We start from the raw sequence: 17,737 nt of genomic DNA, 5'->3' as shown, positions 1-17,737 counted from the left end.
CATGTCCAAATCCCTATTGGTGATCAGCCGCCAGGCACCGTGGTCCGGGCCAAGCGCCCGCGAAGCGCTGGACATCGTTTTGGCCGGTGGCGCCTTCGATCTGCCGATTGGCCTGCTGTTCCTCGATGACGGCGTGTTCCAACTGGCGCCGCACCAGGACGCCAAGGCCGTGCAGCAAAAAGACCTCAGCGCCAACCTCCAGGCGCTGGGCCTGTTCGGCATCGATGAGGTGTTCGCCTGCCGCCACAGTCTGGCCGCGCGCGGCCTCACGATGCCCGTCAGCGCCGAGCCGCTGGACAGTGCCGCGATCGCCGCGCTGATTGACCGTTACGACCAGGTGATTACCCTCTGATGTCGACTCTCCATGTGGTTTCCCACTCCCCGCTTACCGATAGCCGCCTCGACAGCTGCCTGCGTATCTGCGGCGCCGAAGACGCCATCCTGCTCTGCGGCGATGGCGCCTACGGGCTCCACAGCCCCGCCCTGCACACCAAAGGCGTGAAAGTCTTTGTGCTGGCCGAGGACATGCAGGCACGCAACCTGCCGCTCCCGGATTGGGCCGATAGCGTGGATTACCCAGGCTTCGTGCAGTTGTCGCTCGACTACGACAAGGTCAACAGTTGGCTATGAACACCCTGACCGTTGGCGCACGCACCCTGGAACTGGACAAGGACGGCTACCTCGTTGACCTCAACGCATGGTCCGATGAGGTGGCCAACGCCCTGGCCGCCGCCGAAACCCTGGAATTGACCGCAGACCATTGGGAAATCCTCACGCTTCTGCGTCAGTTCTATGCCGAATTCCAGCTGTCCCCGGCCACGCGCCCATTGATCAAGTACACCGCCTTGAAACTGGGCCCGGAAAAGGGCAACAGCCTGCACCTCAACAAACTGTTCAACGGCACTCCCGCCAAACTCGCCGCCAAGCTGGCGGGCCTGCCCAGGCCGACGAATTGCTTATGACCGACTTTGCCCCGCTGACCCTTGAAACGCCTGCCGAGCACCCGTTTGCGCCATTCGTGCGCATCCTGGGCAAAGGCAAGCGCGGTGCGCGCAACCTCACCCGCGAAGAGGCCCGCGAGGCCATGGGCATGCTGCTCGACGAAAAAGTCGAGGACACCCAGCTCGGCGCCTTCCTGATGCTGTTGCGCCACAAGGAAGAAAGCCCAGAGGAACTTGCAGGCTTCACCGAAGCCGTGCGCGAGCGCCTGCACGCCCCGGCGCTGAAGGTGGATGTCGACTGGCCCACCTACGCCGGCAAGAAACGCCATTTGCCGTGGTACCTGCTGGCGGCCAAGTGCCTGGCGCAGAACGGCGTGCGCATCCTCATGCACGGGGGTGGCGCACACACGGCGGGCCGGCTGTACACCGAGCAATTGCTCGAAGGTTTGCAGATCCCGCTGTGCCGTAACTGGCAGCAGGTCGAGGCCGCCTATGCGCAAGGCAACCTGGCGTTTATTCCACTGGGTGATTGGGCGCCGCAATTGCAGCGCATGATCGACCTGCGCAACACCCTGGGCCTGCGCTCGCCGATCCACTCATTGGCGCGCCTGCTCAACCCGCTGCAGGCACGCCTGGGGCTGCAAAGCATTTTCCATCCGGGTTATCAGGGCGTGCACCGCGATGCCAGCGGCCTGCTGGGTGACAATGTGATCGTGGTGAAAGGGGATGGCGGCGAGGTCGAGATCAACCCTGACACCCTCAGCCATCTGTACGGCACCACCGCTGGCGAAAGCTGGGACGAAGAATGGCCCGCCCTCTCCGCCCAGCGCCACGTCAAGCCGGCCACGCTCGAACCCGAACACCTGAAGGCCGTGTGGCGCGGTGACGTCGAGGACAGCTACCCGCAATTGGCGCTGATCGCCACCATGGCCCTGGCCTTGCGCGGCCTGGGCCACCCAAGGGAGCAAGCCTTTGAATTGGCCCAGCAGTATTGGGCCGCACGGGACAAATCGATTTAATCGATTATTCACGCCCGGTATTTGCGCTTTTAGTTCGAACTCATCCCTTTAGACTGGGCTCCAACGCTTATTAGCCAAGGAGCCAGTCATGGGTTTGCTGATCGAAGGACACTGGAAAGACCAGTGGTACGAAAGTAGCGCAGATGGCGCTTTCCAACGCGAACAAGCGCAACGCCGCCACTGGGTGACCGCCGATGGCGCGCCCGGCCCGAGCGGCGAAGGCGGCTTCAAGGCCGAGGCCGGTCGCTACCACCTTTACGTGTCCCTGGCCTGCCCGTGGGCGCACCGCACCCTGATCCTGCGCAAGCTCAAAGGCCTGGAAAGCCTGATCGATGTGTCCGTGGTCAGTTGGTTGATGCTCGAAAACGGCTGGACCTTCGACAAGGCCCATGGCTCGACCGGCGACAAACTCGACGACTTTGCGTTTATGCACCAGCGCTACACCGCCGACACTGCGGACTACACCGGGCGCGTCACCGTGCCGGTGCTGTGGGACAAAAAGCTGCAGCGCATCGTCAGCAATGAATCGGCGGAGATCATCCGCATGTTCAACAGTGCCTTTAATGAATTGACCGGCAACACTCTGGATTTCTACCCCGAGCCGCTGCGCACGACCATCGACACGTTGAACGAACGTATTTATCCAGCGGTGAACAACGGCGTGTATCGCGCAGGCTTTGCCACCTCACAGCAGGCGTATGAACGTGCGTTTGATGATGTGTTTGCGGAGCTGGATCACCTGGAACATCACTTAGGCGACCATCGTTACCTGGCAGGCGAATACCTGACTGAAGCGGATGTGCGGCTGTTCACCACGCTGATTCGCTTTGATGCGGTGTATTACAGCCACTTCAAATGCAACCTGCGCAGGATTGCGGATTATCCGAACCTGTCGAATTGGCTGAGGGAGATGTATCAGTGGCCGGGGGTGGCCGAGACGGTGGATTTCGAGCATATCAAAGGGCATTACTATGCCAGTCACCGCACGATCAACCCGACGGGAATTGTGCCGAAGGGGCCGTTGCAAGCGTTTGATACTGCGCATGATCGTGGGCGGCTAAACGGCAGTGCTGTCTGGGGCTGATCCATATGCAGTGCTGTGTCTGAAGGCGTCATCGGGAGCAAGCCCCCTCCCACATTGGAATGCATTCCAATGTGGGAGGGGGCTTGCTCCCGATGCTTTTAAGGCTCAGACCTGGGATTGTGCGCCTTCGAACCACTTCAGCTTCTCGCGCAACACCACCACTTCACCGACGATCACCAGCGTCGGTGCATGCACTTCATGCTCCGCCACCATGCGCGGCAAATCCGCCAGGGTGCCGGTGAACACGCGCTGGTTGGACGTGGTGCCCTGCTGGATCAACGCCGCCGGTGTATCCGCCGCACGCCCATGCTTGATCAGCTGTTCGCAGATGATCGGCAAGCCAATCAAACCCATGTAGAACACCAGGGTCTGCGAGGGTCCCACCAGGTCCTGCCAAGGCAGGTCCGACGTCCCATTCTTCAAATGCCCGGTGATAAAGCGTACGGACTGCGCGTAATCACGGTGGGTCAGCGGAATCCCGGCATATGCCGCGCAACCGCTGGCCGCCGTGATCCCCGGCACCACCTGGAACGGGATGCCATGGGCCGCCAGCTCTTCGATCTCTTCGCCACCACGACCAAAGATGAACGGATCGCCACCCTTGAGGCGCAGCACGCGCTTGCCTTGCTTGGCCAGGTCCACCAGTTGCTGGTTGATTTGGTCTTGCGGCACCGCGTGGTCGGCGCGACGCTTGCCAACATAGATGCGCTCGGCATCACGGCGACACAGTTCGAGGATCGCCGGAGCGACCAGGCGGTCATACAGCACCACGTCAGCTTGCTGCATCAGACGCAGGGCGCGGAAGGTCAGCAGGTCGGGATCACCCGGGCCGGCACCGACCAGATAGACCTCGCCCGGCGCATAAGGTGGCGCGCCATTGACCTTTTCGATCAGCAGGCGCTCAGCTTCATCGCCCTGCCCGGCCAACTGGCGGTCGGCAATCGGGCCTTGGAACACCTCTTCCCAGAACGCACGACGCTGCTGCACATCCGGGTACAACCCTTTGACTTGGGCACGAAAACGCGCCGCCAACCCGGCCAATTGGCCGTAAGTGGACGGAATCCAGGTTTCCAGCTTGGCGCGGATCAAGCGCGCCAGCACCGGCGCATCGCCGCCGCTGGACACGGCAATCACCAACGGTGAGCGGTCGACGATCGCCGGGAAGATCACACTGCACAAGGCTGGCGCATCCACCACATTGACCGGCACGCAACGGCGCTTGGCATCGCTGGACACTTGCGCGTTCAGCGGCTCGTCGTCCGTTGCCGCGATGATCAGGGTGCAACCGTCGAGGTCGGCCTCCTGATAACCGCGCAACATCAGTTCCCCGCCACTGCCCTGCACCAGCTCACGCAACTGGTCTTCGATCTGGGGAGCAACCACTCGCAGCACCGCACCGGCATCCGCCAGCAGCCGGGATTTGCGCAAGGCAATCTCCCCGCCACCGACGACCAACACGCGACTGCCGCGCAGGTTATGAAACAGCGGCAGAAATTCCATTTAGCGGATGACCTCAACGCCCGCCATGTAAGGCTTGAGCACTTCAGGTACGCGGATAGAACCGTCAGCCTGCTGGTAGTTTTCCAGCACGGCCACCAGGGTGCGGCCTACAGCCAGACCGGAACCGTTGAGGGTGTGGACCAGCTCCGGCTTGCCGGTTTCCGGGTTGCGGAAACGGGCCTGCATGCGACGCGCCTGGAAATCACCGCAGTTGGAGCACGACGAAATCTCGCGGTATTTGTCCTGGCTCGGCACCCACACTTCGAGGTCGTAGGTCTTCACGGCGCTGAAACCCATGTCGCCGGTGCACAGCGCCAGCACGCGGTACGGCAGCTCCAGCAGTTGCAGGACGCGTTCGGCGTTGGCGGTCAGGCCTTCTAGGGCCTCCATGGAGGTCGACGGCTCGACCACCTGCACCATCTCGACCTTGTCGAACTGGTGCTGGCGAATCATGCCGCGAGTGTCACGACCCGATGCACCGGCTTCGCTGCGGAAGCACGGGCTGTGAGCCACGAACTTCAGCGGCAGTTGCTTGGCGTCGAGGATCTCGCCCGCCACGATGTTGGTCAGCGACACTTCGGCGGTCGGGATCAGGTACAGATCGGCGTCACCGTCGCGGCTGATCTTGAACAGCTCTTCCTCGAACTTCGGCAGCTGGCTGGTGCCCATCAGCGCCGGCGCCTGCACCAGGTAAGGGGTGTAGGCTTCTTCGTAACCATGCTCAGCGGTGTGCAGGTTGATCATGAACTGCGCCAGGGCGCGGTGCATGCGTGCGATCGGGCCGCGCAGCAAGGCAAAGCGCGCGCCGGACATCTTGGCGGCAGTTTCAAAATCCAGGCCACCTGTCAGTTCGCCCAGGGCAACGTGGTCCTTGATCTCGAAATCAAAGGCTGTTGGCGTGCCCCACCGGCGCACTTCGACGTTGCCGTCTTCGTCTTCGCCAATCGGCACGGATTCGTGCGGGAGGTTAGGGATGCCGAGCAGGATCGAATCCAGCTCGGTCTGAATCTTGTCCAGCTCGACCTTGCCGTCGGACAGCTCGGTGCCCATGCGCTCGACATCCGCCATCAGCGGCGCAATGTCTTCGCCGCGCTGCTTGGCCTGACCGATGGACTTGGAGCGCGCATTCCGCTCAGCCTGCAGTGCTTCGGTGCGGGTCTGGACGGTCTTGCGCTGTTCTTCCAGCGCTTCGATGCGCGCAACATCCAAGGCAAAGCCACGGGATGCCAGGCGGTCCGCTACGTCCTGAAGGTTGCTACGTAACAGTTTGGAATCGAGCATGTCGGTCTCTCGTTTATCAAAGTTTGGTCAAGGACAGGCCGGCCCAGGTGGCGAGCAGCCCGCCGAACACGCTGATGCCCAGGTACCCGAAGGCTATCAGGGCCTGCCCGCTTTCCAGCAGGCGCAGCGTATCCAGTGAAAAGGATGAAAAGGTCGTCAGACCGCCTACAAAGCCGACAATCAAGCCGGCACGAATTTCAATCGGCACTTCCGGGCGCAACAGGAACCAGCCGTACAAGAGCCCGATGATCAGGCAGCCCACCAGGTTGACCGCCAGGGTCGCCGCATAAAAATGCTTCGGCCAGTTGGCGCTGACCCAGGTGCCAGCGGCGAAACGCAATAATGTACCAGCGATGCCGGCTGCGGACACGGCAAGAATCGTCTTAAACACTACTTTCTCCGCTGTTTGGGGCTGAGCCGGTCGAGTTGCGCGAGGTGATTGAGCTTTTCACCGATTTTCAGCTCCAGGCCACGGGGCACCGGCTGGTAGAACGGCTGTGGCTCAAGGTCGTCGGGGAAGTAATCTTCACCGGCAGCATAGGCGTCCGGTTCATCATGGGCATAACGGTATTCATCACCGTAGCCCAGTTGTTTCATCAGCTTGGTCGGCGCGTTGCGCAGGTGCAGCGGCACTTCCAGGGAGCCGTGTTCGGCCGCGGCGCGCAGCGCGGACTTGAAGCCCATGTACACCGCGTTGCTTTTAGGTGCGCAGGCCAAATAGGTAATGGCCTGGGCCACCGCCAATTCGCCTTCCGGGCTGCCCAGGCGCTCCTGAACTTCCCACGCCGCCAGGCACAGGCTCAGCGCACGAGGGTCGGCGTTGCCGATGTCTTCGCTGGCCATGCGCACTACGCGGCGGGCAAGGTACAGCGGGTCGCAGCCGCCGTCGATCATGCGCGCGAACCAGTACAGCGCGCCGTCCGGGTTGGAACCGCGTACAGATTTGTGCAGCGCCGAGATCTGGTCGTAGAAGGCTTCGCCGCCCTTGTCGAAGCGCCGACGCGTATCGCCGAGCAGGCTTTGCAGGAGGTCGACGCCAATTTCATTGCCGTCTTCGGCGAGGTCCGAGGCGTTTTCCAGCAGGTTGAGAAAGCGGCGCCCGTCACCGTCTGCGGCGCTCATCAGAATCTTGAAGCCTTCATCGCTGAGACTCAGCTGGCGCTTGCCCAGACCCTTGTCTTCGCTTAACGCACGCTGCAACAGCTTTCGCATCGCCGCTTCGTCCAGGCTTTTCAGCACATAGACGCGCGCCCGCGAAAGCAAGGCGTTGTTCAACTCAAACGAAGGGTTTTCGGTGGTGGCGCCGATAAAGATCAGCGTGCCGTCTTCCACATAGGGCAGGAACGCATCCTGCTGCGATTTGTTGAAGCGATGCACTTCATCGACAAACAGGATGGTGCGCTTGCCGTATTGCCCGGCCTGCTGCTTGGCGACTTCCACCGCCTGGCGGATCTCCTTGACCCCGGCGAGGACCGCCGAGACTGTTTCGAAGTGCGCGTCGGAGACCTTCGCCAGCAGCCGTGCCAGGGTGGTCTTACCCACTCCCGGCGGCCCCCAGAAAATCATCGAATGCAGCGCGCCCTGCTCCAGGGCTTCGCGCAAAGGCTTGCCGCGAGCGAGCAGGTGTTCCTGACCGACGTACTCATCCAGGTTGGTCGAACGCAAGCGCGCCGCCAAAGGCTGGGCAATCGGGTCACTTCGAAACAGGTCCATGGGCAGCGTTTGAAACCTCTAGATTATTCCTGGATCACGTCGGCACCCTTGGGGATGTCGAACTTGAACTTGGACGCGGGCACCGGCTGGTTGGCCTTGACCCCGGAGAACAGGATATCGGTGCGCTGGCCGACGCTGTCGACCAGGCGCATGTTATTGATCACGCCGTTGCCGAACGACAGGGACAGTGTGTCAAACAGCGTGTCCTTGGATTTCGGCTTGAGGGTGAACTCGATCACGTTGCTGGTTTGCTTGGAGGTGATGTCAAAACTGTCGTTGATCTTCGACACATCACCCGACAGCAACAGCGCCGGGGTCTGGTTCAAGCGCGGGTCGAGCTTCTTGATGGTCGCTTGCTCCAGGTCCGGGTCCCACAGGGTGACCTTCTGGCCGTCGGAAACGATGGTTTGCTCGGCCTTGCCTTCGGTGTGCCAGTAGAACAGGCCAGGGCGCTGCACGGCCATTTCGCCGGCAGTTTCCTGCAACTGGGTGCCACCGGCATCCAGGGTCATCTGGGAGAAGCGCGCGGTCAGGGTCTGGGATTTGTCCAGCAGGTTCTTCAGGCTGGCGACAGAGGCCGGGTCGGCGTGCGCCGAAACAGCAGTCAGGGCCAGTGCCGGCAACAACAGCATGCGGATAAGACGCATGGGAGTCCTCATTGAGTAGTCAGGGCGCGCCGCGTGTTGCCACGCGGCACGGGATCAGTCGCGCATCTGCCCGGGGGCAATGACTTCGCGCGAACCGTTGGTGTTCATTGCGGTGACGACGCCGGCGTTTTCCATGGCTTCGATCATGCGGGCGGCGCGGTTGTAGCCGATTTTCAGCTTGCGCTGTACCGCCGAGATCGAGGCGCGACGGCTTTCCAGCACAAAGGCCACGGCTTCGTCGTACAACGCGTCGGTCTCGGCATCATCGTCGCCACCACTGCTGCCGCCGTCAAAGCCACTGCTGGCCTCTTCAACGCCCGCGAGGATGTCGTCGTTGTACTCCGGCGCACCGCGCAGTTTCCAGGCTTCCACCACACGGTGGACTTCATCGTCGGAAACGAAGGCGCCGTGAACCCGGATTGGCAGGCTGGTGCCCGGTGGCATGTAGAGCATGTCACCGTGGCCGAGCAGTTGTTCGGCGCCGCCCTGGTCGATGATGGTCCGTGAGTCGATCTTGCTCGACACCTGGAACGCCATGCGCGTCGGAATGTTGGCCTTGATCAGGCCGGTGATAACGTCCACCGACGGACGCTGGGTCGCAAGAATCAAGTGAATACCGGCGGCACGGGCCTTCTGGGCAATACGCGCGATCAGTTCCTCAACCTTCTTGCCGACGATCATCATCATGTCGGCGAATTCGTCGACCACCACCACGATGGTCGGCAGCTTGGTCAACAACGGCGCTTCGTCGTGAATGCTTTCGCGCTTGTACAGCGGATCGGTCAGCGGTGTACCGGCGTCCTGGGCTTCCTTGACCTTGGCGTTGAAGCCCGACAGGTTCCGTACGCCCATCTTCGCCATCAGCTTGTAGCGACGCTCCATCTCGGCCACGCTCCAGCGCAGGGCGTTGGCGGCGTCCTTCATGTCGGTCACCACCGGGCACAGCAGGTGCGGGATGCCTTCGTAGATCGACAATTCCAACATCTTCGGGTCGATCATGATCAGCTTGGCGTCGTCCGGGCCGGACTTGAACAGGATCGACAGGATCATCGCGTTCACACCTACCGACTTACCCGAGCCGGTGGTACCGGCCACCAGCAGGTGGGGCATTTTCGCCAGGTCGGTGATCACCGGCTTGCCGCCGATGTCGTGACCCAGGGCCAGGGTCACCGGCGATTTGAAGTTGTCGTATTCCGGCGTCGACAGTACCTCGGAGAAGCGCACGATCTGGCGGTCTTCGTTGGGAATCTCGATACCCACGGTGGTCTTGCCGGGGATGACTTCCACCACGCGCACGCTGGTTACGGCCAGGGAACGGGCCAAATCCTTCGCCAGGTTGGAGATACGGCTGACCTTCACCCCCGCGGCTGGCTGGATTTCATACCGGGTAATCACCGGGCCTGGGTGGATGGAGTCCACCGACACTTCAACGCCGAATTCCTTGAGCTTGATTTCCAGCAGATGGCCGACGGCCGCCAGGGATTCCGGCGAATAGTTGAGTTGTTTCTTTTCGGCCGGGTCGAGGATCGAGATCGGCGGCAAGGTGCCTTCGACGGCGCTGTCGACAAACAGCGGCGCCTGCTTCTCTTTCTGCACGCGATGGCTCGGCTCGGCCGGTTTAGGCGGCGCGGGAGCGATCACCGGCGGCACCTGCTTCTCGCGGTCCGACATGTGCTTGCTCAGGGCCTGCTCGCGTTCGATCAGGCGTTCCTTGACCTTGGCCTGCTCACGCCGGTCCGGTGTGCTTGGGGCCACGACTTCGTTGACACGGGTGTCCACTTCACGCAGCTGCGCCACCATGCGCTTGCGCTCAACGCGGGCCGCCCACCAGCGGTTGGCGGCGCCCTGGAACAGCTCCAGCAGGTCGAGGGTAATTTTGCCGGTCACGTCCATCACCTTGAACCACGACAGGTCGGTGAACACGGTGAGGCCGAACAGGAACAGCGCGATGAACATCAGGGTGCTGCCCTGGATATTCAGGGTCTTGCGCGCCAGGTCGCCGAGGCTTTCGCCCAGCGCCCCGCCCGCGCCCGCCGGCAGGCCGGTGGGTGCATGGAAATGAATGTGCGCCAATGCCGCCCCGGACAACACCAGGAACACCAGGCCGATCAGCCGCCAGGAGAACAGCCAGCCACTCCACTGCCACGGCTCGTGACGCTGGCGGAAGATCTGCCAGGTCTTGATCGCCAGCAGCAATGGGAAGATATAGGCGAAGTAACCCAGCACCATGAACAGGATATCGGCGCTGTAGGAACCGGCAGGCCCACCGAAGTTCTGCACGTCTTCGATCTTGCTGTTATGGCTCCAGCCCGGATCGTCCTTGCCGTACGTCAGCAAGGCCATCATCAGGAACAGGCACAGCGCGCCGATGGCGATCAACGCACCTTCCTTGAGGCGATAATGCAGGTGCTGGCGCCAAGCGGGCACGACTGCTGCTTTAGGTGTTGCGGCGGATTTCTTCAAAACGGGTCTTTTCCTGCGCCTTTAGCGCGTCCATCTGTTGAATGACTGCAAATACTGCCCAATCCGAGCAGCTGAAAAATGAACGAGCGTGGTTGAATCTACTTTTAACACCGGGCGATTGCTGGATGAAATGGCAGCAGCGCCACAATGGCCGCATTGTACGGGTTTGTGTGCCTGATGCCACGCCGCTTGGCGTTCTTCAAACAGCCTGGCCAATGACATCTCACAAGAGGCCCAATTTGAGCATGCATTGTCTTTGCTGACAAAGGCTTATGAGCTGTTTTTACTAATCCAGGCAAGCTTGGCAAAATGCCTGCATGGGCCAGACCCGATTACGACCACGCCTTATGCAGAGAGTTGCAGAAACACCCGCTCACGCTAATGCGCGTCAATGGCCGATTCGGACTGGCCCCAGAGCGCTGCGTCGACAATAATCAACCCTTGGGGCAGACACCATCGCTGCCCACTCCCCTCCCCTTCCGTAAGCCTGGATGCCATGCTGACCTGGTTACAACGCGACTCACTAACATTCCCCCCGCTGGCCAAAGCCATGCGCGAACCCAATGGCCTGCTCGCGGCCGGTGGCGATTTATCGGTCGAGCGACTGATCCAAGCCTACCGCCACGGTTGTTTCCCGTGGTTTTCGCAGGGCCAGCCGATCCTCTGGTGGTCGCCCGATCCCCGCACGGTGATATTCCCCGACGAGCTGCATATATCGCGCAGCCTGGGCAAATTGTTGCGCCAGCAGCGCTACACCGTGACCTTCGACCAGGACTTCGCTGCCGTCATTCAAGCGTGCGCAGCACCGCGCGCCTATGCCGACGGCACCTGGATCACCGAGAGCATCCAGAACGCCTACTTGGCACTGCACCAGCGCGGCTATGCGCATTCGGTGGAGGTTTGGGACAACGGTGAACTGGTGGGCGGCCTGTATGGCCTGGCGATGGGCCAGCTGTTTTTCGGCGAATCCATGTTCAGCCGCGCCGACAACGCTTCAAAATTCGGCTTCGCCACCCTGACCCGCCAATTGCAGGCCTGGGGTTTTGTACTGATCGACTGCCAGATGCCCAACGATCACCTGCACAGCCTGGGTGCCCGCGCCATCTCCCGCAGCGACTTCGCAGGTTTCCTGCGCGACCATCTGGACCAACCCAACACTGGACCGTGGGTTTCTTAGGCGACTTGCGCGCTCCTGGCTTACACTTATTTGAAAGCTTATCCGAGGGTTGATCATGACCGAGTTGGCGCGTTTGAAGTTTTATGCCACTCAACCCCACTCTTGCAGCTATCTGCCCGACGAGCAGGCCACCACGCTGTTCCTCGACCCCAGCCAGCCTATGGACGTGCATGTGTATGCCGACCTGTCGGAGATGGGTTTTCGGCGCAGCGGCGATCATCTGTACCGGCCTCACTGCCAGAACTGCAATGCCTGTGTACCGGCACGCATCCCCGTGGCGCAGTTTCTGCCGGACCGCAACCAGAAACGCATCCTCAAGCGCAACGCCGACCTCACAGTGATGCCGGCCAAGCCTCGGTTTACCGAAGAATACTTCGACCTTTACCAGCGCTATATCGAGGAGCGACACGCCGATGGCGATATGTTCCCGCCCAGCCGCGACCAGTTCTCTACCTTCCTGGTGCGCGACCTGCCCTTCTCGCGCTTCTACGAGTTTCGCGCAGACGGCCGACTGGTGGCCGTTGCCGTGACCGATTTGCTGCCTAACGGCCTGTCAGCGGTCTACACCTTCTACGAGCCGGCCGAAGAACGCCGCAGCCTGGGACGCTTTGCGATCCTCTGGCAAATCGGTGAGGCACTGCGCCAGGAACTGGAGGCGGTGTACCTCGGATACTGGATCAAGAACTGCAAAAAGATGAATTACAAGACCCAATACCGGCCTATTGAACTGCTGATTAATCAAAGATGGGTAACACTTAACTAGAACCCCTTGGCTTAAACACCCTTTTTCGGGCACAATGCACGCCGCTTTTGCCTGGCGCAGTTGCACCGGGCCATTCACTGGATACCGAGGGCTTTACTGCATGTCGAAAGAAGACAGCTTCGAAATGGAAGGCACTGTCGTCGACACCCTGCCCAACACCATGTTTCGTGTGGAGTTGGAAAATGGGCACGTCGTAACCGCGCATATCTCCGGCAAGATGCGCAAGAACTACATTCGTATTCTTACCGGTGACAAAGTGCGCGTCGAGCTGACGCCCTATGACTTGAGCAAAGGGCGCATCACTTACCGCGCTCGCTAAGCAAGTCAATACAAGACGCCCGGTTATGCCGGGCGTTTTTGTGTGCGTGCTATTTACCAAGTGCCAAAACAAAATGTGGGAGGGGACTTGCCCCCGATAGCGGTAGATCAGTCACTCATGTAGCGACTGAAACACTGCTATCGGGAGCAAGCCCCCTCCCACATTGGCACCCGCAGCTATCGATCAGGCCATTTCAGCCGTGGTTTCGAACTCGAAGGTCAGCTCGCCATCCTTGAGGTCGATGTGCACCACGCCACCATGGTCGGAGAGCTCGCCGAACAGGATCTCTTCGGCCAATGGCCGCTTGATCTTGTCCTGGATCAGACGTGCCATGGGACGTGCGCCCATTGCCGCGTCGTAGCCACCCTCGGCGATCCAACTGCGCGCCGCCTCGGAGACTTCCAGTTGCACGCGCTTGTCTTCCAACTGCGCCTGAAGCTCGGTGAGGAACTTGTCCACCACGCTTTTGATAACCTCATGGCTGAGGCGACCAAACTGGATGATGGTGTCCAGGCGGTTGCGGAACTCCGGCGTGAAGCTCTTCTTGATCACTTCCATGGCATCGGAAGAGTGATCTTGATGACTGAAGCCGATCGAAGCCCGCGCAGCCGTTTCGGCACCGGCGTTGGTGGTCATGATCACGATCACATTGCGGAAGTCCGCCTTGCGCCCGTTGTTGTCGGTCAGGGTGCCGTGGTCCATCACCTGCAGCAGCAGGTTGAAGACTTCGGGGTGAGCCTTCTCGATTTCATCGAGCAGCAATACGCAGTGCGGCTGCTTGGTGATCGCTTCGGTCAACAGGCCGCCCTGATCGAAACCGACATAACCCGGAGGCGCACCGATCAGGCGCGATACCGTGTGGCGCTCCATGTACTCGGACATGTCGAACCGCACCAGTTCAATACCCATGGCCTTGGCCAACTGCCGTGCCGCTTCGGTCTTGCCGACGCCGGTCGGGCCTGCGAACAGGAACGAACCGACAGGCTTGTCCGGCGACTTGAGGCCCGCACGCGACAGCTTGATCGCGGTGGACAGCGCGTCGATGGCTGCATCCTGGCCGAACACGGTGAGCTTGAGGTCGCGCTCCAGGTTACGCAGCAGCTCCTTATCGGAACTGTTGACGTGTTTAGGCGGAATCCGCGCGATCTTGGCCACGATGTCCTCGACCTGAGCAACGTCGATGCGCTTCACACGCTTCTCGACCGGCTGCAGGCGCTGGTAGGCGCCCGCCTCGTCGATCACATCGATGGCTTTGTCCGGCATGTGCCGGTCATTGATGTAGCGCGATGCGAGCTCAGCAGCCGCACGCAGAGCCTCATCGGTGTACTCGATGCCATGGTGCGCTTCGAAACGCCCCTTGAGCCCGCGCAGGATACCGATGGTGTCTTCGACTGAAGGCTCGGACACATCGACCTTCTGGAAGCGACGCGCCAAGGCACGGTCTTTCTCGAAGATGCCACGGAATTCCTGGAACGTGGTCGAACCGATGCAGCGGATATCGCCCGACGAGAGCAGCGGCTTGAGGAGGTTGGAGGCATCCATTACCCCGCCGGACGCCGCACCGGCACCGATGATGGTGTGGATCTCGTCGATGAACAAAATCGCCTGAGGGCGTTTTTTCAGTTCACCCAGCAACGCCTTGAAGCGTTTCTCGAAATCACCACGGTACTTGGTCCCGGCGAGCAAGGCGCCCAGGTCCAGGGAGTAGACCACGCTGTTTGCCAGCAGGTCCGGCACCTGGTTATCGACGATGCGCTTGGCCAGGCCCTCGGCAATCGCGGTTTTACCCACGCCCGCCTCACCCACCAGCAACGGGTTGTTCTTGCGACGACGCGCGAGGATCTGCGCTACACGCTCAACCTCAAGCTCGCGCCCCACCAGCGGATCGATCCGCCCCTGGCGCGCCAGTTCGTTGAGGTTGCTGGCATAGGCATCCAGTGGATTGCCCGAAGAAGAAGACTCACCGCCCTCGTCGTCCTGCATTTCCTGCTCACCCTCGGAATGATCGCCGTGCCCAGGCACTTTGGAGATACCGTGGGCGATGTAATTGACGACATCAATACGGGCAACGCTCTGCTGTTTGAGCAGGAACACTGCCTGGCTTTCCTGTTCGCTGAAAATGGCCACAAGCACATTGGCGCCCGTGACTTCACGCTTACCGGAGCTCTGAACGTGGAAAACAGCGCGCTGCAATACCCGCTGGAAGCCCAGGGTTGGCTGGGTTTCACGGTCCTCGTCGTGCACGGGGATCAGTGGCGTGGTGGAGTCGATAAACTCCTGCAGGTCGTGCTTGAGTTTGTCGAGGTTGGCGCCGCACGCACGTAGAACGGTGGCGGCAGCTTCGTTATCCAAAAGTGCCAGCAGCAGGTGTTCGACGGTCATGAATTCATGACGTTTCGAACGGGCCTCCTTGAAGGCAAGATTGAGGGTGACTTCGAGCTCGCGGTTTAACATAGCTTCACCTCATACCCAAGTGGTCGGCGTTAACCGTCCTTCTCGATTTCACAGAGTAGCGGATGCTGGCTTTCCCTGGCGTACTGGTTGACCTGCATGGCCTTTGTCTCGGCGATGTCGCGGGTAAACACTCCACATACTGCCCGTCCTTCTGTGTGAACGGCCAGCATTACCTTGGTCGCCAACTCGCGGTTCAGGTTAAAAAACACCTCGAGCACTTCGACCACGAAATCCATCGGTGTGTAGTCATCATTGAACAAAACCACCTTGTACATCGGCGGCGCCTGTAAAGCAGGCTTGGCCTCCTGAACAGCAATGCCTGCAGAACCGTCGTCATCGTGTTCGTGATCCGGTCGATCCTGATTGAATGTTAGTCGAATCTGGCTGATTGCATGCATGGAAAGAAAGGTTCGTCAGTGGTTCAAATACAGTGGTGGGGGCGACCTGTCAGAATTTCAACTGCTGACCGATCGGTCGCCTTGACTATCGGCGAAACGGTGTTACAACCAATAGAACCCACAGTGGGTAAAAAAGGTCCGCGCAGTCAACCTTATTTATTCGGGTTAGGACGGATAAACTGGATGATACTCCAGTGATGGAGTCTGGTGCAGAGGGATATGGGTATGTCTGGCGTCAAGATCAGTGGCAAGGTCAAATGGTTTAACAATGCCAAGGGATATGGCTTTATCAACGAAGAAGGTAAAACCGAGGACCTGTTTGCGCATTATTCAGCAATCAATATGGACGGCTACAAGACGCTGAAAGCAGGCCAGGAAGTGAGCTTTGAAATCATTCAAGGACCTAAGGGACTGCACGCTGTTGCGATTTGTGCAGCTTGCGCGGCAACGCCCGGAATAGCCCACGACGAAACACACGAAACGAAGCCCATGACAGATCAGCGCACTCAATCAAAAAAGAAACAAACGGCCTGATCAGCCTTGAGTGAACAGCTAAAGAAACGGCCATTCTGACTCAACAGAATGGCCGATTTTTTATAGCTCGACTTACATATGCGAAATCAACGCATCCCCAAAGCCCGACGACGACACCAGCTTCGCACCCTCCATCAGGCGCTCGAAGTCATAGGTCACGGTCTTGGCCGAAATCGCACCGTTGGTGCCCTTGATAATCAAGTCAGCCGCCTCGGTCCAGCCCATGTGGCGCAACATCATCTCTGCCGACAGAATCAACGAACCTGGGTTGACCTGGTCCTTGCCTGCATATTTAGGCGCAGTACCATGGGTTGCCTCGAACATCGCCACAGTGTCGGACAAGTTGGCCCCCGGCGCGATACCGATACCGCCCACTTCCGCCGCCAGGGCATCAGACAGGTAGTCACCGTTCAGGTTGAGGGTGGCGATCACGTCATACTCAGCCGGACGCAGCAGGATTTGCTGGAGCATCGCGTCGGCAATCGCATCTTTGACCACTACATTCTTGCCGGTCTTCGGGTTCTTGAACTGCATCCACGGCCCACCATCGAGCAACGTCGCGCCGAACTCTTGCGCCGCCACTTCGTAGGCCCACTCCTTGAAGGCCCCTTCGGTGAACTTCATGATGTTGCCTTTGTGCACGATAGTCAGCGAATCGCGGTCATTATCCACCACATATTGCAGGGCCTTGCGCGCCAGACGCTTAGTGCCCTCCAGCGATACCGGCTTGATGCCGATCCCGCAATCCTGGTCGAAACGGATCTTGGTGACGCCCATTTCTTCCTTGAGGAACTTGATGACCTTGGTCGCCTCCGGCGAACCAGCCTTCCATTCGATCCCGGCGTAAATGTCTTCGGAGTTCTCGCGGAAGATGGTCATGTCCACATCGCCTGGCTTCTTGACCGGGCTGGGCACGCCTTCGAACCAGCGCACCGGGCGCAGGCACACGTACAGGTCGAGTTGCTGACGCAGGGCCACGTTCAGCGAACGGATGCCGCCACCGACCGGCGTGGTCAGCGGCCCCTTGATGGACACCACGTAATCCTTGACCGCATCCAGGGTTTCCTGGGGCAGCCAGGTGTCCTGGTCGTAGACTTGGGTCGCCTTCTCACCGGCGTAAACCTCCATCCACGAGATTTTGCGCTTGCCGCCGTAGGCCTTTTCAACAGCTGCGTCGACCACCTTGATCATCACCGGGCTGATGTCGACGCCAATACCGTCACCTTCGATGTAAGGGATGATCGGTTGGTCAGGAACATTGAGAGAATGGTCTGCATTGACGGTGATTTTGTCGCCGACTGCCGGAACCTGAATCTTCTTGTATCCCATGCTGAACTCCATCTATGGATTAAACATCTGGCTGCGTTCGAGCCTACTCCAGATAAATGGCGACTGAAACCTCGCGCCATGCTCATTTGCATCGAAAACAGCATAAATTGTCGCC

The 17,737-nt window shown here is 60.1% G+C and carries 18 protein-coding genes; 9 read left to right on the top strand and 9 right to left on the bottom strand.

What is annotated here, in order from left to right; genetic code table 11:
* Position 1: 1 nt before the first annotated feature.
* The 5 genes from tusC to AO064_RS28980 all read left to right on the top strand — a co-directional run bounded on the left by tusC (position 2) and on the right by AO064_RS28980 (position 3,044).
* Entirely contained in the window at positions 2 to 352 is a 351-nt protein-coding gene (gene tusC / locus AO064_RS29000) for a sulfurtransferase complex subunit TusC (RefSeq protein ID WP_012724927.1), read from the top strand.
* The gene (tusB, locus tag AO064_RS28995) at positions 352 to 630 is read left to right on the top strand and encodes a sulfurtransferase complex subunit TusB (protein WP_064055402.1); all 279 of its coding nucleotides are present in this window, start codon (positions 352 to 354) and stop codon (positions 628 to 630) included. The genes tusC and tusB overlap by 1 nt, the downstream gene beginning before the upstream one ends.
* The gene (locus AO064_RS28990) at positions 627 to 962 is read left to right on the top strand and encodes a TusE/DsrC/DsvC family sulfur relay protein (protein WP_012724929.1); all 336 of its coding nucleotides are present in this window, start codon (positions 627 to 629) and stop codon (positions 960 to 962) included. Before tusB ends, AO064_RS28990 begins: the two co-directional genes overlap by 4 nt.
* Positions 959 to 1,960, top strand: a complete 1,002-nt coding sequence (locus AO064_RS28985) for a glycosyl transferase family protein (protein WP_064055401.1) — start codon at positions 959 to 961, stop codon at positions 1,958 to 1,960. Before AO064_RS28990 ends, AO064_RS28985 begins: the two co-directional genes overlap by 4 nt.
* Positions 1,961 to 2,048: 88 nt before the next feature.
* Positions 2,049 to 3,044 (top strand): glutathione S-transferase family protein, encoded by a 996-nt coding sequence (locus AO064_RS28980; protein ID WP_064055400.1) that lies wholly within the window; start codon positions 2,049 to 2,051, stop codon positions 3,042 to 3,044.
* 105 nt (positions 3,045 to 3,149) lie between these two features.
* On the opposite strand, the gene cysG is transcribed toward AO064_RS28980, so the two are convergent.
* From cysG to AO064_RS28950, 6 genes are read right to left on the bottom strand one after another with little or no spacing between them, the layout of a single operon-like run.
* Entirely contained in the window at positions 3,150 to 4,544 is a 1,395-nt protein-coding gene (cysG, locus tag AO064_RS28975; protein WP_012724932.1) for a siroheme synthase CysG, read from the bottom strand.
* Positions 4,545 to 5,825: a serine--tRNA ligase gene (gene serS, locus AO064_RS28970; RefSeq protein ID WP_064055399.1), complete on the bottom strand. Its 1,281-nt coding sequence runs from the start codon at positions 5,823 to 5,825 to the stop codon at positions 4,545 to 4,547.
* Between the two features lie 16 nt (positions 5,826 to 5,841).
* The gene (gene crcB, locus AO064_RS28965; protein WP_012724934.1) at positions 5,842 to 6,216 is read right to left on the bottom strand and encodes a fluoride efflux transporter CrcB; all 375 of its coding nucleotides are present in this window, start codon (positions 6,214 to 6,216) and stop codon (positions 5,842 to 5,844) included.
* Positions 6,216 to 7,538 (bottom strand): replication-associated recombination protein A, encoded by a 1,323-nt coding sequence (locus AO064_RS28960; RefSeq protein WP_049712683.1) that lies wholly within the window; start codon positions 7,536 to 7,538, stop codon positions 6,216 to 6,218. Before AO064_RS28960 ends, crcB begins: the two co-directional genes overlap by 1 nt.
* Before the next feature lie 23 nt (positions 7,539 to 7,561).
* Positions 7,562 to 8,185 carry an outer membrane lipoprotein periplasmic chaperone LolA gene (lolA, locus tag AO064_RS28955; protein ID WP_064055398.1) on the bottom strand — a complete coding sequence of 208 codons (624 nt, stop codon included), beginning with the start codon at positions 8,183 to 8,185 and terminating at the stop codon, positions 7,562 to 7,564.
* A 54-nt stretch (positions 8,186 to 8,239) separates the two neighbouring features.
* The gene (locus tag AO064_RS28950) at positions 8,240 to 10,648 is read right to left on the bottom strand and encodes a DNA translocase FtsK (RefSeq protein WP_064055397.1); all 2,409 of its coding nucleotides are present in this window, start codon (positions 10,646 to 10,648) and stop codon (positions 8,240 to 8,242) included.
* Between the two features lie 496 nt (positions 10,649 to 11,144).
* Between AO064_RS28950 and aat the strand changes: the two genes are divergently transcribed.
* From aat to infA, 3 genes are all read left to right on the top strand, one after another.
* Complete coding sequence (aat, locus tag AO064_RS28945; RefSeq protein ID WP_064055396.1) at positions 11,145 to 11,825, top strand: leucyl/phenylalanyl-tRNA--protein transferase; 681 nt, start codon at positions 11,145 to 11,147, stop codon at positions 11,823 to 11,825.
* Between the two features lie 55 nt (positions 11,826 to 11,880).
* On the top strand, positions 11,881 to 12,588 hold the full coding sequence (locus tag AO064_RS28940; RefSeq protein WP_012724939.1) for an arginyltransferase: 708 nt from the start codon (positions 11,881 to 11,883) through the stop codon (positions 12,586 to 12,588).
* 100 nt (positions 12,589 to 12,688) lie between these two features.
* The gene (gene infA, locus AO064_RS28935) at positions 12,689 to 12,907 is read left to right on the top strand and encodes a translation initiation factor IF-1 (RefSeq protein ID WP_002553999.1); all 219 of its coding nucleotides are present in this window, start codon (positions 12,689 to 12,691) and stop codon (positions 12,905 to 12,907) included.
* A gap of 183 nt (positions 12,908 to 13,090) precedes the next feature.
* Here the strand turns inward: infA and clpA are convergent, their stop codons facing one another.
* Positions 13,091 to 15,361: an ATP-dependent Clp protease ATP-binding subunit ClpA gene (clpA, locus tag AO064_RS28930; protein ID WP_012724940.1), complete on the bottom strand. Its 2,271-nt coding sequence runs from the start codon at positions 15,359 to 15,361 to the stop codon at positions 13,091 to 13,093.
* Between the two features lie 29 nt (positions 15,362 to 15,390).
* Positions 15,391 to 15,759: an ATP-dependent Clp protease adapter ClpS gene (clpS, locus tag AO064_RS28925; protein ID WP_010567912.1), complete on the bottom strand. Its 369-nt coding sequence runs from the start codon at positions 15,757 to 15,759 to the stop codon at positions 15,391 to 15,393.
* A gap of 225 nt (positions 15,760 to 15,984) precedes the next feature.
* Between clpS and cspD the strand changes: the two genes are divergently transcribed.
* Positions 15,985 to 16,293 (top strand): cold shock domain-containing protein CspD, encoded by a 309-nt coding sequence (cspD, locus tag AO064_RS28920; protein WP_064055432.1) that lies wholly within the window; start codon positions 15,985 to 15,987, stop codon positions 16,291 to 16,293.
* Between the two features lie 72 nt (positions 16,294 to 16,365).
* Here the strand turns inward: cspD and icd are convergent, their stop codons facing one another.
* Positions 16,366 to 17,622, bottom strand: a complete 1,257-nt coding sequence (gene icd, locus AO064_RS28915) for an NADP-dependent isocitrate dehydrogenase (protein WP_064055395.1) — start codon at positions 17,620 to 17,622, stop codon at positions 16,366 to 16,368.
* Between the last annotated feature and the right edge of the window lie 115 nt (positions 17,623 to 17,737).

It is taken from the genome of Pseudomonas marginalis, from assembly GCF_001645105.1.
GTDB lineage: Bacteria > Pseudomonadota > Gammaproteobacteria > Pseudomonadales > Pseudomonadaceae > Aquipseudomonas > Aquipseudomonas petroselini.
This window is presented reverse-complemented; position numbering and strand designations above follow the sequence as displayed.

Coding starts and splice junctions, on each gene's coding strand:
- AO064_RS28985 (WP_064055401.1), top strand. CDS start 959: ATGACCGACTTTGCCCCGCTGACCCTTGAAACGCCTGCCGAGCACCCG.
- AO064_RS28960 (WP_049712683.1), bottom strand. CDS start 7,538: ATGGACCTGTTTCGAAGTGACCCGATTGCCCAGCCTTTGGCGGCGCGC.
- clpS (WP_010567912.1), bottom strand. CDS start 15,759: ATGCATGCAATCAGCCAGATTCGACTAACATTCAATCAGGATCGACCG.
- cspD (WP_064055432.1), top strand. CDS start 15,985: ATGTCTGGCGTCAAGATCAGTGGCAAGGTCAAATGGTTTAACAATGCC.
- icd (WP_064055395.1), bottom strand. CDS start 17,622: ATGGGATACAAGAAGATTCAGGTTCCGGCAGTCGGCGACAAAATCACC.
- tusC (WP_012724927.1), top strand. CDS start 2: ATGTCCAAATCCCTATTGGTGATCAGCCGCCAGGCACCGTGGTCCGGG.
- infA (WP_002553999.1), top strand. CDS start 12,689: ATGTCGAAAGAAGACAGCTTCGAAATGGAAGGCACTGTCGTCGACACC.
- tusB (WP_064055402.1), top strand. CDS start 352: ATGTCGACTCTCCATGTGGTTTCCCACTCCCCGCTTACCGATAGCCGC.
- lolA (WP_064055398.1), bottom strand. CDS start 8,185: ATGCGTCTTATCCGCATGCTGTTGTTGCCGGCACTGGCCCTGACTGCT.
- AO064_RS28990 (WP_012724929.1), top strand. CDS start 627: ATGAACACCCTGACCGTTGGCGCACGCACCCTGGAACTGGACAAGGAC.
- AO064_RS28940 (WP_012724939.1), top strand. CDS start 11,881: ATGACCGAGTTGGCGCGTTTGAAGTTTTATGCCACTCAACCCCACTCT.
- AO064_RS28980 (WP_064055400.1), top strand. CDS start 2,049: ATGGGTTTGCTGATCGAAGGACACTGGAAAGACCAGTGGTACGAAAGT.
- aat (WP_064055396.1), top strand. CDS start 11,145: ATGCTGACCTGGTTACAACGCGACTCACTAACATTCCCCCCGCTGGCC.
- clpA (WP_012724940.1), bottom strand. CDS start 15,361: ATGTTAAACCGCGAGCTCGAAGTCACCCTCAATCTTGCCTTCAAGGAG.
- serS (WP_064055399.1), bottom strand. CDS start 5,825: ATGCTCGATTCCAAACTGTTACGTAGCAACCTTCAGGACGTAGCGGAC.
- cysG (WP_012724932.1), bottom strand. CDS start 4,544: ATGGAATTTCTGCCGCTGTTTCATAACCTGCGCGGCAGTCGCGTGTTG.